Genomic DNA, 14,029 nt, shown 5'->3' on the forward strand with positions numbered 1-14,029 from the left:
AGGCGGAGGATCACCCTCGTACCGGGCGTACTCGGGCGCCTTTCGACAACGCGGCGAGCGCGCGTGCCGGGCGTCGGGAGCCCGCCAAGATCCGCCGGACAGGCCTAACGCACCGGGTGCCCCGCGTCGCGCAGGGCCGTCTTGACCTCCGGGATGCGCAGCGTGCCGAAGTGGAAGACCGACGCGGCCAGGACCGCGTCCGCGCCCGCCTCGACGGCCGGGGCGAAGTCCGCGAGCTTGCCGGCGCCGCCGCTGGCGATGACGGGGACCGTGACGTGCCGGCGCACCGCCGTGATCATTTCGGTGTCGTAGCCGCCCTGCGTGCCGTCGGCGTCCATCGAGTTCAGCAGGATCTCGCCGGCGCCCAGCTCGGCCGCCCGGTGGGCCCACTCCACGGCGTCCAGGCCCGTGCCGCGCCGGCCGCCGTGCGTGGTGACCTCGAAACTGCCGGACGGGGTGCGGCGGGCGTCCACGGACAGCACCAGCACCTGACGGCCGAAGCGCTCCGCGATCTCCCGGATCAGCTCGGGCCGCTCGATGGCCGCGGTGTTGACCCCGACCTTGTCGGCGCCGGCCCGCAGCAGCTTGTCGACGTCGTCGGCGGTGCGGACGCCACCGCCCACGGTCAGCGGGATGAAGACCTGCTCGGCCGTGCGGCGCACCACGTCGTAGGTCGTCTCGCGGTTGCCGGAGGAGGCGGTGATGTCGAGGAACGTCAGCTCGTCGGCGCCCTCCTCGCCGTAGATCTTTGCCATCTCGACGGGGTCGCCCGCGTCGCGCAGATTCTGGAAGTTGACGCCCTTGACGACCCGGCCGTTGTCCACGTCCAGGCAGGGGATGACTCGGACCGCCAGGGTCATGTGCTCAATGCTCCTCGGTAAGCTTCTACTTCTACTTCGACCAGGACGCGCGAGTCGACGAAGCCGGAGACCACGGCGAGGGTCGCCACGGGCCGCACGGCGTCGAAGAGTTCCTTGTGGGCGCGGCCGACCGCGTCCACGTCCCGCGCGTGGGTCAGATACATGCGGGTGCGGATGACGGACTCGACGCCGAGGCCGAACTCGCGCAGCGCGGCGAGCGCGTTGCCGAAGGCCGCGAGCGTCTGTTCATAGGGATCGCCCTCGCCCTGCAGGACGCCGTGCACCAGCGGCATCGTCCCGGCGACGAGGACCCGGTCCCCCGCCGCCACGGCACGTGCGAAGCCGATCGACTCCTCCCAGGAGCTGTCTGTCTGCACGCGCCGCGGGGCTGGGGATTCGGTCATACGGACACTGCCTCCAGGGCTTCTTCCAAGGTGAACGCCTTGGCGTAGAGCGCCTTGCCGACGATGGCACCTTCGACGCCCTCCGGTACCAGAGTGGCGATCGCCCGCAGATCGTCAAGGGACGAAACACCGCCGGAGGCGACGACCGGCTTGTCGGTGGCCGCGCAGACGCCCCGGAGCAGCTCCAGATTGGGGCCCTGGAGGGTGCCGTCCTTGGCGATGTCGGTCACGACGTAGCGGGCGCAGCCCTCGGCGTCGAGACGGGCGAGGGTCTCGTAGAGGTCGCCGCCGTCGCGGGTCCAGCCGCGGCCGCGCAGGGTGGTGCCCCGGACGTCCAGGCCGACGGCGATCTTCTCGCCGTGCTCGGCGATGACCTTGGCGACCCACTCGGGGCTCTCCAGGGCGGCGGTGCCGAGGTTGACGCGGGTGCAGCCGGTGGCGAGGGCCGCGGCCAGCGAGGCGTCGTCGCGGATGCCGCCGGACAGCTCGACCTTGATGTCCATCGAACGGACGACCTCGGCGACCTGCGCACGGTTGTCCCCGGTACCGAAGGCGGCGTCCAGGTCCACCAGATGCAGCCACTCGGCGCCCGCCCGCTGCCAGGCGAGGGCAGCGGACAGCGGGTCGCCGTACGACGTCTCGGAGCCGGACTCGCCATGGACGAGACGGACGGCCTGGCCGTCACGGACGTCGACGGCGGGGAGGAGTTCGAGGCGGTTGGCGCTCAAGGCATGTTCCTAGATAGCAGGGTCGGCAGGGCTAGAGGGTGGCGAGCCAGTTGGTCAGCAACTGGGCGCCGGCGTCGCCGGACTTCTCGGGATGGAACTGGGTCGCGCACAGCGGTCCGTTCTCCACCGCGGCGATGAACGGCTCGCCGTGGGTGGCCCAGGTGACCTGGGGCGGGCGGATGTGGTCCGCGGTGATCTCGAAGCCCCACTCGCGCACGGCGTAGGAGTGCACGAAGTAGTAGCGGGTGTCGGCGTCGAGGCCCGCGAAGAGCCGGGAGTCCGCCGCCGGGGTGACGGTGTTCCAGCCCATGTGCGGCACGACGGGGGCCTTGAGCGGCTCGACCGTGCCGGGCCACTCGTCCAGGCCGTCGGTCTCGACGCCGTGCTCGATGCCGCGCTCGAAGAGGATCTGCATGCCGACGCAGATGCCCATCACGGGCCGGCCGCCGGACAGCCGGCGCCCGACGATCCAGTCGCCGCGGGCGGCGCGCAGGCCCTTCATGCAGGCGTCGAACGCGCCGACGCCGGGGACGAGCAGCCCGTCGGCGGTCATCGCCCGGTCGTAGTCGCGGGTGATCTCCACATCGGCGCCGACGTGCGCGAGGGCGCGCTCGGCGGAGCGGACGTTGCCGAATCCGTAATCGAAGACGACGACCTTCTTGCGGTCGCTCATTCCCAGACCCCCTGCAGTCGCAGCACACCGGCCACCAGGCACATCGCGGACGCTATGCCGAGCAGCACGATCAGGCCCTTGGGCATGCCCTGCTTGGCGAAGGAGATGATCCCGCCGACGAGGAACAGGCCCACGACGATCAGGATGGTCGACAGGCCGTTCACAGCGCGCCCTTCGTAGACGGGAGAATTCCGGCGGCCCGCGTGTCGCGCTCGCTGGCGTAGCGCAGGGCGCGGGCGAGGGCCTTGAACTGGCACTCCACGATGTGGTGGGCGTTGCGCCCGTACGGCACGTGGACGTGCAGGGCGATCTGGGCCTGCGCGACGAAGGACTCCAGGATGTGCCGGGTCATCGTCGTGTCGTAGGCGCCGATCATCGGTGCCATGTTCTCGGGCTCGGTGTGCACGAGGTACGGGCGGCCGGACAGGTCCACGGTGACCTGGGCGAGGGACTCGTCCAGCGGGACGGTGCAGTTGCCGAACCGGTAGATGCCCACCTTGTCGCCGAGCGCCTGCTTGAAGGCGGCGCCGAGCGCGAGGGAGGTGTCCTCGATGGTGTGGTGGGTGTCGATGTGCAGATCGCCGTCGGTCTTGACCCGGAGGTCGAAGAGGCCGTGCCGGCCGAGCTGGTCGAGCATGTGGTCGAAGAAGCCGACGCCTGTCGACACGTCGACCTGCCCCGTGCCGTCGAGATCGATCTCGACGAGTACGGACGTCTCCTTGGTGGTGCGCTCAATGCGGCCCACGCGGTTCATCGGTTGATCTCCTTGCGATCGCGCTGTTCAGGGCGCGCACTACGGTCGGCGGCGACCCGGGCTCGGCCGGGGGTCCGGGGGTTGCCCCCCGGGAAACGCGGCGTGCGGCCCACGCGGTTCATCGGTTGATCTCCTTGCGAATGGCACGTACCGCGTCGAGGAACGCGTCGTTCTCCGCCGGGGTGCCCGCGGTGACCCGCAGCCAGCCCGGTACGCCGTTGTCCCGGACCAGGACGCCGTGGTCGAGGATGGCCTGCCACGCCGCGTGGCTGTCCTCGAAGCGTCCGAACTGCACGAAATTGGCGTCGGACTCCGTCACCTCGCAGCCCATCGCGCGCAGCTCGGTGACGATGCGGTCGCGCTCGGCCTTGAGCTGTTCGACGTAGGCGAGCAGCGTATCGGTGTGCTCCAGGGCCGCGAGGGCGGTGGCCTGGGTGACGGACGAGAGGTGGTACGGCAGGCGGACGAGCTGGACGGCGTCGACCACGGCGGGGTGGGCGGCCAGATAGCCCAGGCGCAGTCCGGCCGCGCCGAAGGCCTTGGACATGGTCCGGGAGACGACGAGGTGCGGGCGGCCCTCGATGAGCGGCAGCAGCGAGGGGTGGTGGCTGAACTCGCCGTACGCCTCGTCCACGACCACGATCGAGGGCTTCGCCGCCTGCGCGGCCTCGTACAGCCGCAGGACGGTGCCGGCGTCGACGGCGGTGCCGGTGGGGTTGTTCGGGGAGCAGATGAAGACCACGTCGGGCCGCTGCTCGCCGATGGCTCGGACGGCCGCGTCGACGTCGATGGTGAAGTCCGCGGTGCGCGGTCCGGCGATCCAGCCGGTGCCGGTGCCGCGCGAGATCAGGGCGTGCATGGAGTACGAGGGCTCGAAGCCCATCGCCGTGCGGCCGGGGCCGCCGAAGGTCTGGAGCAGTTGCTGCAGGACCTCGTTGGAGCCGTTGGCCGCCCAGACGTTGGGGAGGCCGACCTCGTGCCCGGCGGTGCGGGTGAGGTACTTCGCCAGCTCGGTGCGGAGCTCGACCGCGTCCCGGTCGGGGTAGCGGTTGAGGTGCCGGGCCGCCTCGGTGACGCGCTCGGCGATCCGGGCGACGAGGGGCTCGGGCAGCGGGTAGGGGTTCTCGTTGGTGTTCAGGCGGACGGGCACGTCGAGCTGGGGCGCCCCGTAGGGGGACTTGCCGCGCAGTTCGTCCCGGACGGGGAGGTCGTCCCAGGGGGACGTGGGGGGATTGCCGGTCACTTACTTCGGTACCTTCCAGCCGAACCTCGCCTTGAGCGCGGCTCCGTGTGCGGGCAGGTCCTCGGCCTCGGCGAGGGTGACCACGTGGTGGGTGACCTCGGCGAGCGCGTCGCGGGTGTAGTCGACGACGTGGATGCCGCGTAGGAAGGACTGCACGGACAGGCCGGAGGAGTGGCAGGCGCAGCCACCGGTGGGCAGGACGTGGTTGGAGCCGGCGCAGTAGTCGCCGAGCGAGACCGGCGCGTACGGGCCGACGAAGATCGCTCCGGCGTTGCGTACCCGGGCGGCGACCTCGGCGGCGTTCGCGGTCTGGATCTCCAAGTGCTCGGCCGCGTAGGCGTCGACGACGGCGAGGCCCTGGTCGAGGTCGTCGACGAGGACGATGCCGGACTGGCGTCCGGCGAGCGCCTCGGTGATCCGCTCCTGGTGCTTGGTGGCGGCGACCTGTGTCTTCAGCTCGGCCTCGACGGCCTCGGCGAGCGCCTCGGAGGGGGTGACGAGGACGGCGGCGGCCAGCACGTCGTGCTCGGCCTGGCTGATCAGGTCGGCGGCGACGTGCGCCGCGTCGGCGGTGTCGTCGGCGAGGATCGCGATCTCGGTCGGGCCGGCCTCGGCGTCGATGCCGATGCGGCCCTTGAGCAGCCGCTTGGCGGCGGCGACCCAGATGTTCCCGGGGCCGGTGACCAGCTGCGCGGGGCGGCACTCGTCGGTGCCGTAGGCGAACATGGCGATCGCCTGGGCGCCGCCGGCGGCGTAGACCTCGTCGACGCCGAGGAGGGCGCAGGCGGCGAGGATCGTGGGGTGCGGCAGGCCGCCGAAGTCCTTCTGCGGCGGTGAGGAGACGGCGAGCGAGGTGACGCCGGCCTCCTGCGCGGGGACGACGTTCATCACGACGGACGAGGGGTAGACGGCGTTGCCGCCGGGCACGTACAGCCCGACGCGCTCGACCGGGACCCAGCGCTCGGTGACGGTGCCGCCGGGGACGACCTTGACCGTCTTGTCGGTGCGCCGCTGCTCGCGGTGGACGATGCGGGCGCGGCGGATGGACTCCTCCAACGCGGCCCGGACGGCCGGATCCAGCCGCTGGAGGGCGCCGGTGATCTCCTCGGGGGCGACACGCACCCGGTCGATCCGGACGCCGTCGAACCGCTCCGCGTAGTCGATCAGGGCCGCGGTGCCGCGATGATGCACGTCCTCGCAGATGGGCCGCACCTTTTCCAGGGCGGCCTCGACGTCGAGTTCGGCTCGGGGCAGCAGGTCGCGGTCGACGCCCGAGGCGGTACCGCGCAGATCGATTCGGGAGATCACACCGCCAATTGTCTCAGACCCGTCCCGGCACACGGCGCGCCGTACCACTCAGTGATACGTCGCGTCGGGGCCGTCGGCCACGGTCGGGTGCCCGAAGAACAGTTGATCATCACTATCGGCGTTCAAGCGGGCACAGAGCGGGAATGGGGACCCTGTACAAGTGGTACAGGTGACGGGAGGGAAACGGCCGTGACCGAGCCACGTGACGGCGAACCGCCCATCGGGCTCGATCTCACCACCGCCGAGTGGGGCATGTGGCAGGCGTTCCGCAATGGCAGCACCCACGATCTGCGCACCCCTTATCCCGAGCGCAACGACCCGACCGGCCCGCACACCTGGGGCCCCGAGCGCAGTGTGCGGGCCCGGGTCGTCGCCCTGCTGCTCCTGGACGGCCCGCCCGCCCAGCCGGGGCGGGTCTGTGCCCTGAAGCTCAACGGCGTGCACGTCACCGGCACGCTGGATCTCTCGGGCGGGACGGTCGTCCCGTATGTCGAGATGCACAATTGCCGGTTCGAGCAGCAGATCCTGTTACCGGAGAGCCGTTTCACCACCCTGCGGCTGGTGGGCTGCGCGATCCCCCGGCTGGAGGCCGCCCGGCTGACCACCGAGGGCGATCTGCATCTGCCGCGCTGTGTCATCCCCAGCGGCATCCGGCTGACGGACGCGCACATCGGGTCGGACCTGCTGCTCAACCAGATGATGGTGCGCCGGGACCGGCGCGGGTTGTCCATCGCCGCGGACGGGCTGACCGTCGGGCAGGACCTGCAGGCCGAGATGATGCGTTCCGACGGGGAGCTGAGCATGCGCGGCGCGAAGATAGGCGCCTCGCTGAGCCTGCGCGGCAGCTCGCTGAACAACCCCTTCGGCCGGCGGGCCTTCAACGCCCCGCAGCTGACCGTGGAGCGCACTCTCTATCTGACGGCGGCCGGCGTCAGCGGTTCGCCCTTCGCCGGCGCCACTCCCCCGTACGGCATCACCAACACCCCCGAGCGCGGCACCCGGCTGCAGAGCTTCGAGTGCCAGGGCGGGGTGCGGCTCGACGACGGGCGGTTCGGCGACGCGGTGGACCTCAGCCAGGCCCGCTTCGTGATGGAGGCGGACCAGGAGCTGTCGCTGCGCCGGGTCCAGACGCCCGAGCTGCGCTTCCTCGGGGAGCGGCAGCAGCGCGGGCGGGTGGTGCTGTCGGGGGCGCGGGTGGCCAATCTGGTCGACCGGGCGGACAGCTGGCCGGGGCCCGGGGGCCTGGTGATGGCGGGGTTCTTCTACGAGCACCTGATACCGCTGGGCCAGTTCCCGCTGGGCCGGCGGCTGGAGTGGGTGGCGGCCGCCACCCCGGAGTACGCCCCGGAGCCGTACGAGCGGCTGGCGGGCGCCCTGCGGGCCAGTGGCGAGGACGCGGACGCGCGCGCGGTGCTGCTCGCCAAGCAGCGCCGCAGACGGGAGACGCTGCCGCTGGCCGGGAAGGCGTGGGGGTACCTCCAGGACTGGACGGTGGCGTACGGCTACCGCCCCGGGCGGGCCGCGGTGTGGATGGCGGTGCTGTGGGCGCTGGGCACGGTGTATTTCACCTGGCGCCCGGTGGCGCCCCTGAAGGAGGGCGAGGGGCCGGACTGGAGTCCCGTGCTGTACACCCTGGATCTGCTGCTGCCGGTCATCGACCTGGGGCAGGGCAATTTCTGGAAACCCGTCGGGGCCGCCCAGTGGGTGGTGACGGTCTTGATCCTGCTCGGCTGGGTGCTGGCCACCACGGTCGCCGCCGGGGCCTCCCGGTTGCTGCGCCGTCAGTGAAACCGCGGTCCGGGAAAATCCCGGCCGCCTTCGCCGCCTTCCGGGGCCATTAGGCTTACCGGCTGTGACCACCGCGCGCCTTCCGCTCTTCCCGCTGAACTCGGTGCTGTTCCCGGGACTCGTCCTCCCGCTGAACGTCTTCGAGCAGCGGTACCGCGCGCTGATGCGCGATCTGTCGGCCCTGCCGGAGGACGAGCCGCGCCGCTTCGGCGTCGTCGCCATCCGCGACGGCAGCGAGGTCGCGCCCAGCGCGCCCGGTCTGCCCGAGGGCGCCCGGCCGGAGCCGGGGCCGGCCTCCGGCTTCGGCGCCGACCCGATCAAGGCGTTCCACCTGGTGGGCTGCACGGCGGACGCGGCGACGATCCGCGAGCGGGAGAACGGCACGTACGAGGTGCTGGCCACCGGCACCACCCGTTTCCGGCTGCTGTCCGTCGACGCCTCGGGCCCGTATCTGACGGGTGAGGTCGAGACCATCGAGGAGGAGCAGGGCGAGGAGGCGGGCGCGCTGGCCTCCGGTGTCGTGCGGGCCTTCCGGGCCTACCAGAAGCGGCTGGCGGGGGCGCGCGAGCGCTCGCTGAACGGGGAGGCGGACCTGCCCGGCGAGCCGTCGGTGCTGTCCTATCTGGTGGCGGCCGCGGCGGTGCTGGACACCCCGGCCAAGCAGCGGCTGCTGGAGGCCCCGGACACGGCGGCCCGGCTGGCGGCGGAGCTGAAATTGCTGCGCGCCGAGACCGCGGTGATCGGTAAGCTCCCGTCGCTCCCGGCCACGGATCTCACCCGGCGGCCGACGAGCCCCAACTGAGCCCCGGCGGTACTCCGGCGGAGCTCCCCAGAGAACTCCAACGAAAGGCGTCGGTCTTGGCGAAGAAGGCCAGGAAGCAGCAGTCCGGTGCCACGCCCGCGATCGTCGCCCTGGAGAAGGCGGGCGCCGTCTTCTCCGTGCGCGCCTACGAGCACGACCCGGCCACCCCCTCCTACGGCGAGGAGGCCGCCGAGGCACTCGGCGTCGATCCGAGCCGGGTGTTCAAGACCCTGGTGGCCGAGGTGGACGGCGCGCTGACCGTGGCCGTCGTGCCCGTCTCGGGTTCGCTCGACCTCAAGGCCCTCGCGGCCGCGGTCGGCGGCAAGCGGGCGGCGATGGCCGACCCGGCGGCCGCGGAGCGCACCACGGGGTATGTGCGGGGCGGGATCTCGCCGCTCGGCCAGCGCAAGCGGCTGCCGACGGCGCTGGACGCCTCGGCGGGGACGTTCGCGACGATCTGTGTCTCGGCGGGGCGGCGCGGCCTGGAGGTCGAGCTGTCGCCCGACGACCTCGCGACGCTGACGGGCGCGGTGCTCGCGCCCATCGCCCGCCCCTGAACGACCCGTACGCTCCCGCGCTCCTTGCCGTGGGCCTGGACTGTTGCGCGTCCCTCCATTACGACCGAGGGGCGGGCCGCCGTACGCGCGTCCCGTCCAGGGAGGGACCGCCCATGTCGAAGCGCACCCGCAAGCGCCGCTGGCGCCTGAAGAAGAACCGGGCCAACCACGGGAGGCGTCCCGCGTAGCGCGGCGGTGTCCTCAATCGCCGGACGGGCTCTTTGAGCCCGTCCGGCGATTGAGGACGCGCCCGCAGGGCGCTACGGCTTCGGCGGAAGGCCGGGCTCGGCCCAGTCCGGCTCGGGGTCGCGGGGGCCGAACGCCGCGGTGAGGCCGAGGTGGACGGCCATCGCGGACAGGGCCCAGAACAGCAGGGCGCCCTTGGCGGCCAGCCGGAGCGGGGCGTCGAAGACCACGCCCCGGCCGGCGGCCCGGGCACTCGCGGCCACATCGGAACTCGGGCCGAGCCACACCCCCAGCCGCCAGCCGATCACCGACGCGAGCAGCGAGCCGAGCGCCAGCCCGATGACGAGGGGGATCCCGCCGCGGCGGAAGAACCAGAAGACCAGGGCCGCGCTCACCGCGCCGAAGCCCACCGCCAGCAGCACGAAGGTGCCGTCCGCGCCGATCGCCTGCTCGCCCTCGGTGGCCTTGAGGTAGACGGCCTTGCCGTCCGAGATCAGCGGCACGCGCGGTGCCAGCCACAGCCACAGCAGTCCCAGCAGCACCCCGGCCAGGCTCACCACCGCGGCGACGGCCGCGGCCTGGCGCAGCTCGACGTGGAGCCCCGGGCCGTCGGCGGCCCCGTCGGCGGTCTCCCGGTGCACGAGAGTGTGCGGCGGGACCTGCGAGGGATCGTGCGCGGGGTCGTGCGGGGGTTCGTGCGGCGTCAGCGGTGCGGTCACCTTGCCATCGTGCCAGGTCGACGACGTGCCGTCGGCGGCAGGACCGCCGCTGCGGCGCGTCACCGCACGGCCGCCCGGCGGTACGCCCAGGTGGCGACGGCCAGCGAGACCACGCCGACGGCGGCGCACACCCCGAGGTCCGCGGCCACCAGCAGCCAGTCGGGCCGCTCGTCGAAGGTCCGCGCCAGGGCCTCCACGCCGTAGGTGGAGGGCAGCAGATCGCGTGCGTAGCCGATGGGGGCGGGCAGGTGCGCGGCCGGGAGCACACCCAGCAGCAGTGCCGCGGACATGCCCAACTGACCGCACAGCGTCGCCAGTTCCTGCCGGGGCGCGAGCAGCCCGAGCGCCGCGCCGAGCCCGGCGAGGGCCGCACCGGCCAGCGGGATCACCGCGACGAGCACCCACAGATGGGTCATCGGCAGATGGAACAGGGCGCTTCCGACGACCGCCGTGACGGCCGTGCCGGGCACGGTGAAGGACGCGTACGCCGCCGCCGCGCCCAGCACCACCGCCGCGGGCGGCACCGGGAGGGTCGCGTAGTGGTCGAGTCCGCCGCTGGCGCGCAGCTGCCCGAAGTACTGGGCGAGGAGGTTCAGCGCGACGAACGCCACGACCAGCACGCTGGACCCGGCGACCACGGCCCGCGCCTCGTCCCCGCCGTCCACGACGCCGCGCATCAGGACCATGATCCCGACGGACTGGAACGTCGCGACGAACAGCAGCGGGATCCGGGCCACCCGGGCGCGCGAGAGCTGCGCCCGGTACACGGCGACCAGGGCGGGCAGCAGCCGCGCCCGGGGAGCGAGCGGGGCGGCGCCGTCACCGTCGCCGTCGGACCGGGGGCGGGCGCGGTCCTCGGAGCGTGCCGGGTCCTTGGTCCCGGCCCGGCCGGACACCACCTCTGCGGATACAGCAGTCACCCGGCACAGCTCCTGTTCGGTCCGGTCCAGTGGCCCGTCATGAATGGGTCACCCCTTCACCAGTCCCTCCGTGCGGTCGCCGCCGAGCGCCAGATAGACGTCCTCCAGGCTCGGGGTGGCCAGCGTGAAGTCGTCGAGCGCGGCGAAGGCGGGACCGCCGGTCACGGCGGCCACGGCGGCCCGTGCCTCGGCGGGGGCGAGCCGCAGCGACCAGCGGCGGCCCGACTCGTGGGCCGCGTCGCGCAGTGCCGCGACCTCGGGGATGTCCAGCGGGGGCTCGGCGCGCCAGACGAGTTCGACGCGGACCTCGTCGCCGACGAGCTCCTTGAGGCCGGTGGGGGTGTCGCAGGCGATGATCCGGCCGCGTTCGAGGACGGCGACCCGGTCGAGGACGGTCTCGGCCTCGATGACGTTGTGGGTGACGAGCAGCACCGTCGCGCCGCGCTCGGCGCGCCGCCGGTCGACGGCGGCCCAGACGGCACGGCGCGCGACGGGGTCCATGCCGGTGGTGGGCTCGTCCAGGACGAGCACGGGCCGTTCCCCGACGAGGGTCGCGGCGAAGCAGGCGAGCCGGCGCTGGCCGCCGGAGAGCTTCTTCAGCGGCCGGCCGGCGATCGGGGCGAGGCCCAGTTCGTCGATGACGGCGTCGCGCTCGGCGCGGGCGTCGCGCAGGGCGAGGCCACGCAGCCGTCCGGTGGTCTCCGCGGCCAGGGACACCGTGAGCTCGTCGAGCGCGGTGGACTCCTGGCCGAGGTAGCCGACGAGCCTGGAGGCGCGCTCGGGGTGGCGTACGAGGTCGTGGCCGAGCAGGTCGACGCTGCCCGCGTCGGGCCGCAGCAGACCGGTGAGCTGGCGTACGAGCGTGGACTTGCCGGCGCCGTTGGGGCCGAGCAGCCCGAAGATCTCGCCGCGCCGGACGTCGAGGTCGATGCCGTCGGAGGCCCGCACGGCGGCCGCGCCGGGGGCGCCCCGCCGGCCGCGCGCGGCGGGGTAGGTCTTGACCAGGCCGCGCACGGTGCACACCGCGTCGTCCGTCGCCCGCCCTGGGGAGCCCCGCTCCGCCTGTTTCGCGCCCATCCTCACGAGCTATGAGGGTACGCGCTCCGGCGCCCGCGGCTTGCTTCGGGGTGGCGCACGCGGGGGACGTTCCGTGCCGCCGGGCCCGCCCCCGCAGGTGGCCGCCGTCGCGGCGGGAAGGAGGCCTGGGGCGTTCATCGGCTCGTTCTCCGGCTCGTTCTCCTGCTCAGTCGCCCGCGGGGGCGTGCTCCGCGGCCGTGCGCGCGTCGATCTCGCGCCAGAATCCCGCCCGGATCGCATAGCGGTCGTGCTCGTCGATCTGGTCGTCCTTGTGCGCGAGCAGCCCGAAGCGGGCCGCGTACCGCAGCAGCTCGCCGTCGATGCGGTGCGGGATGCGCGGGTACTCGGTGGAGAGGTGCTGGAGGTGGACGGAGTCGGTGAGGCGCTCGGTCCAGCGGCGGGCGAAGACCTGGCCGACCTCGAAGGGGTCGCCGCCGACGGTGGTGATGTCCTCCTCCCGGTCGGCCCAGCGCTGCTCGGCGCTGGTGAGCTGGGCGAGCATGGGGAGGGAGGCCGTTTCGGGCGGCTCGCCCAGGCCGTTCCCGGCGCGCTCGACCCAGCCCTTGTCGGAGGACCAGCGGAGGGTGGCGTTGGGGGCGGGGGCCGATCCTTGGCCGCCTTGGCTTCCTTGACCGGCGGCCTGCCCCGGCCGGTCCGAGCCGTTCTGGGGTGTCGATCCGGCCAGGCCCCGGGCGAGGCCGGCGAGGTCCTTCGGGGTGGGCACGCCCTTGCTGCCGGGGGACTCCGAGCCACGTTCCGACTCGGGGCAGGTGTCGGGGCAGGGCTCGGCGGGGGCGGCGGGCCGGGTGCCGTTGCGCCGGTCGGGGCGGGCCTCGGCCGCGCGGCTCGCGGCGGCGGCAGCGGCGGCCGCCGCGGTCTCGGGGAGCGGCGCGGAGAGGATCGCGGCGATCTCGGGCCGGGGCGCGGGCTGCGGGGCGCAGATGCCGGTGAGCTCCTTGGCGCGGACGGCCCGGGTGATCCAGGTGCGGTCCAGGACGCGCCGCTCGTCGGCTTCGGCGACGAGGTCCTCGGACTGGTTGTAGTCGCCGTCGGCGGCCTGGACGGCCCACAGGTGGACGGCGACGCCGTGCTCCTTGGCGGACATCAGCCCCGGGAGCAGATCGCCGTCGCCGGTGACGAGCACGATGTCGGAGCAGGCGCGGTTGCGGGCCAGCTCGGTGAGCTCGGCGTGCATGGCCGCGTCGACCCCCTTCTGGGCCCACCGGCCGTCGCTGCGGGTCAGGGCGCCCAGCCGGACGGTGACCCGGGGCATGACCCGGAGCCTGCGGTGCTCGGGCTGCGGCACCCGGTCGGGGGCCCCGTCGAACCAGTAGATCCGCAGCAGCGGGCGCTGCGTCTCGGCTTCGGCCCGCTCGCGCAGCCCCTGGATGAGGGTCGCGTGATCGACGGTGATGCGGGACCGGGCGGGTTCCCCGGCCAGCAGGCTCGCGGCGGCGCCCAGCAGATAGCCGGCGTCCACCAGGACGACGCAGCGGTCCACGTTCCACCCTCTTTCTGTCAGTTTGCTGTCAGTCCAGAAGTGCGGTCGCCCCCCGGCACGGTCGTGCCCCTGGTTTGCCTTGGCTTTCCTTGGAGTCTGCCCGACCGCACGGGGGTTATCAGTCCGAACTGGATCATCGGCGTGGCGGATACGGGCACAGATCGATAAGTGCATCTATCACGCACGGTAATTACCCGAAATGCACGGTTCGCCGGCGCGTGCCAATGTGTTCGGCGGGGGGCAACCCCGACTTGGAGGCACAGCAGCATGGCCAAGAACAGGAAGCAGAACCGGGAGCAGCAGAAGAGCAGTGCGGCCGAGCGCGGTACGCAGCAGGCGAAGAGCTCCTCGATGGAGGCCCAGGCCGACCAGCGGCAGTCCCAGGTGACCCCGGGGGACATGGCGCGCAAGGGCCGGCAGAAGCGCTTCGGCCACAACTGAGCGGCCGCCGGACCATCCGGCCGGAACCGGCCCGGCGCCTTGAAGTGCGAGTGGGGCGCGTCCGGTTG

Annotated in this window: 16 protein-coding genes; 4 read left to right on the forward strand and 12 right to left on the reverse strand. The window is 72.9% G+C overall.

From position 1 onward, the window contains the following. Positions 1-104: 104 nt before the first annotated feature. The 8 genes from hisF to hisD all read right to left on the reverse strand — a co-directional run bounded on the left by hisF (position 105) and on the right by hisD (position 5,970). The gene (gene hisF / locus AB8O64_RS09645) at positions 105-860 is read right to left on the reverse strand and encodes an imidazole glycerol phosphate synthase subunit HisF (protein ID WP_370418775.1); all 756 of its coding nucleotides are present in this window, start codon (positions 858-860) and stop codon (positions 105-107) included. Further along, positions 857-1,264, reverse strand: coding sequence for a RidA family protein (locus tag AB8O64_RS09650; RefSeq protein ID WP_362217536.1), 408 nt, complete (start codon positions 1,262-1,264; stop codon positions 857-859). The genes hisF and AB8O64_RS09650 overlap by 4 nt, the downstream gene beginning before the upstream one ends. Next, a complete protein-coding gene (priA, locus tag AB8O64_RS09655; protein WP_130877296.1) occupies positions 1,261-1,992 on the reverse strand; it encodes a bifunctional 1-(5-phosphoribosyl)-5-((5-phosphoribosylamino)methylideneamino)imidazole-4-carboxamide isomerase/phosphoribosylanthranilate isomerase PriA in 732 nt (243 codons plus the stop codon). The genes AB8O64_RS09650 and priA overlap by 4 nt, the downstream gene beginning before the upstream one ends. Before the next feature lie 31 nt (positions 1,993-2,023). After that, complete coding sequence (hisH, locus tag AB8O64_RS09660; RefSeq protein ID WP_362217533.1) at positions 2,024-2,665, reverse strand: imidazole glycerol phosphate synthase subunit HisH; 642 nt, start codon at positions 2,663-2,665, stop codon at positions 2,024-2,026. Then, entirely contained in the window at positions 2,662-2,829 is a 168-nt protein-coding gene (locus AB8O64_RS09665; protein WP_165451513.1) for a hypothetical protein, read from the reverse strand. The genes hisH and AB8O64_RS09665 overlap by 4 nt, the downstream gene beginning before the upstream one ends. Further along, positions 2,826-3,419: an imidazoleglycerol-phosphate dehydratase HisB gene (hisB, locus tag AB8O64_RS09670; RefSeq protein WP_370418776.1), complete on the reverse strand. Its 594-nt coding sequence runs from the start codon at positions 3,417-3,419 to the stop codon at positions 2,826-2,828. The genes AB8O64_RS09665 and hisB overlap by 4 nt, the downstream gene beginning before the upstream one ends. 118 nt (positions 3,420-3,537) lie before the next feature. Beyond that, complete coding sequence (locus AB8O64_RS09675) at positions 3,538-4,662, reverse strand: histidinol-phosphate transaminase (protein ID WP_370418777.1); 1,125 nt, start codon at positions 4,660-4,662, stop codon at positions 3,538-3,540. Next, positions 4,663-5,970 (reverse strand): histidinol dehydrogenase, encoded by a 1,308-nt coding sequence (hisD, locus tag AB8O64_RS09680; RefSeq protein ID WP_370418778.1) that lies wholly within the window; start codon positions 5,968-5,970, stop codon positions 4,663-4,665. It lies immediately after the preceding gene. A gap of 189 nt (positions 5,971-6,159) precedes the next feature. Here hisD and AB8O64_RS09685 point away from each other — a divergent pair, with 189 nt between their 5' ends. From AB8O64_RS09685 to ybaK, 3 genes are all read left to right on the forward strand, one after another. Then, a complete protein-coding gene (locus AB8O64_RS09685; protein WP_370418779.1) occupies positions 6,160-7,758 on the forward strand; it encodes an oxidoreductase in 1,599 nt (532 codons plus the stop codon). A 64-nt stretch (positions 7,759-7,822) separates the two neighbouring features. Further along, positions 7,823-8,560 (forward strand): LON peptidase substrate-binding domain-containing protein, encoded by a 738-nt coding sequence (locus AB8O64_RS09690; protein ID WP_356450901.1) that lies wholly within the window; start codon positions 7,823-7,825, stop codon positions 8,558-8,560. 56 nt (positions 8,561-8,616) lie between these two features. Next, positions 8,617-9,117 carry a Cys-tRNA(Pro) deacylase gene (gene ybaK / locus AB8O64_RS09695; RefSeq protein ID WP_370418780.1) on the forward strand — a complete coding sequence of 167 codons (501 nt, stop codon included), beginning with the start codon at positions 8,617-8,619 and terminating at the stop codon, positions 9,115-9,117. 260 nt (positions 9,118-9,377) lie between these two features. Here the strand turns inward: ybaK and AB8O64_RS09700 are convergent, their stop codons facing one another. From AB8O64_RS09700 to AB8O64_RS09715, 4 genes are all read right to left on the reverse strand, one after another. Beyond that, complete coding sequence (locus AB8O64_RS09700) at positions 9,378-10,022, reverse strand: ABC transporter permease (protein ID WP_370418781.1); 645 nt, start codon at positions 10,020-10,022, stop codon at positions 9,378-9,380. Between the two features lie 59 nt (positions 10,023-10,081). Next, positions 10,082-10,942, reverse strand: a complete 861-nt coding sequence (locus AB8O64_RS09705; protein ID WP_370418782.1) for an ABC transporter permease — start codon at positions 10,940-10,942, stop codon at positions 10,082-10,084. Between the two features lie 48 nt (positions 10,943-10,990). Continuing rightward, positions 10,991-12,019 (reverse strand): ABC transporter ATP-binding protein, encoded by a 1,029-nt coding sequence (locus tag AB8O64_RS09710; protein WP_365190739.1) that lies wholly within the window; start codon positions 12,017-12,019, stop codon positions 10,991-10,993. A gap of 166 nt (positions 12,020-12,185) precedes the next feature. Further along, entirely contained in the window at positions 12,186-13,520 is a 1,335-nt protein-coding gene (locus AB8O64_RS09715; RefSeq protein WP_370418783.1) for an NYN domain-containing protein, read from the reverse strand. A 267-nt stretch (positions 13,521-13,787) separates the two neighbouring features. Between AB8O64_RS09715 and AB8O64_RS09720 the strand changes: the two genes are divergently transcribed. Continuing rightward, positions 13,788-13,961 (forward strand): hypothetical protein, encoded by a 174-nt coding sequence (locus AB8O64_RS09720; protein WP_184730600.1) that lies wholly within the window; start codon positions 13,788-13,790, stop codon positions 13,959-13,961. Positions 13,962-14,029 lie beyond the last annotated feature (68 nt).

It is taken from the genome of Streptomyces sp. QH1-20, assembly GCF_041283565.1.
In the GTDB taxonomy this organism is placed as follows: domain Bacteria; phylum Actinomycetota; class Actinomycetes; order Streptomycetales; family Streptomycetaceae; genus Streptomyces; species Streptomyces syringius.

Coding starts and splice junctions, on each gene's coding strand:
- AB8O64_RS09710 (WP_365190739.1), bottom strand. CDS start 12,019: ATGGGCGCGAAACAGGCGGAGCGGGGCTCCCCAGGGCGGGCGACGGAC.
- AB8O64_RS09650 (WP_362217536.1), bottom strand. CDS start 1,264: ATGACCGAATCCCCAGCCCCGCGGCGCGTGCAGACAGACAGCTCCTGG.
- hisH (WP_362217533.1), bottom strand. CDS start 2,665: ATGAGCGACCGCAAGAAGGTCGTCGTCTTCGATTACGGATTCGGCAAC.
- hisB (WP_370418776.1), bottom strand. CDS start 3,419: ATGAACCGCGTGGGCCGCATTGAGCGCACCACCAAGGAGACGTCCGTA.
- hisF (WP_370418775.1), bottom strand. CDS start 860: ATGACCCTGGCGGTCCGAGTCATCCCCTGCCTGGACGTGGACAACGGC.
- AB8O64_RS09720 (WP_184730600.1), top strand. CDS start 13,788: ATGGCCAAGAACAGGAAGCAGAACCGGGAGCAGCAGAAGAGCAGTGCG.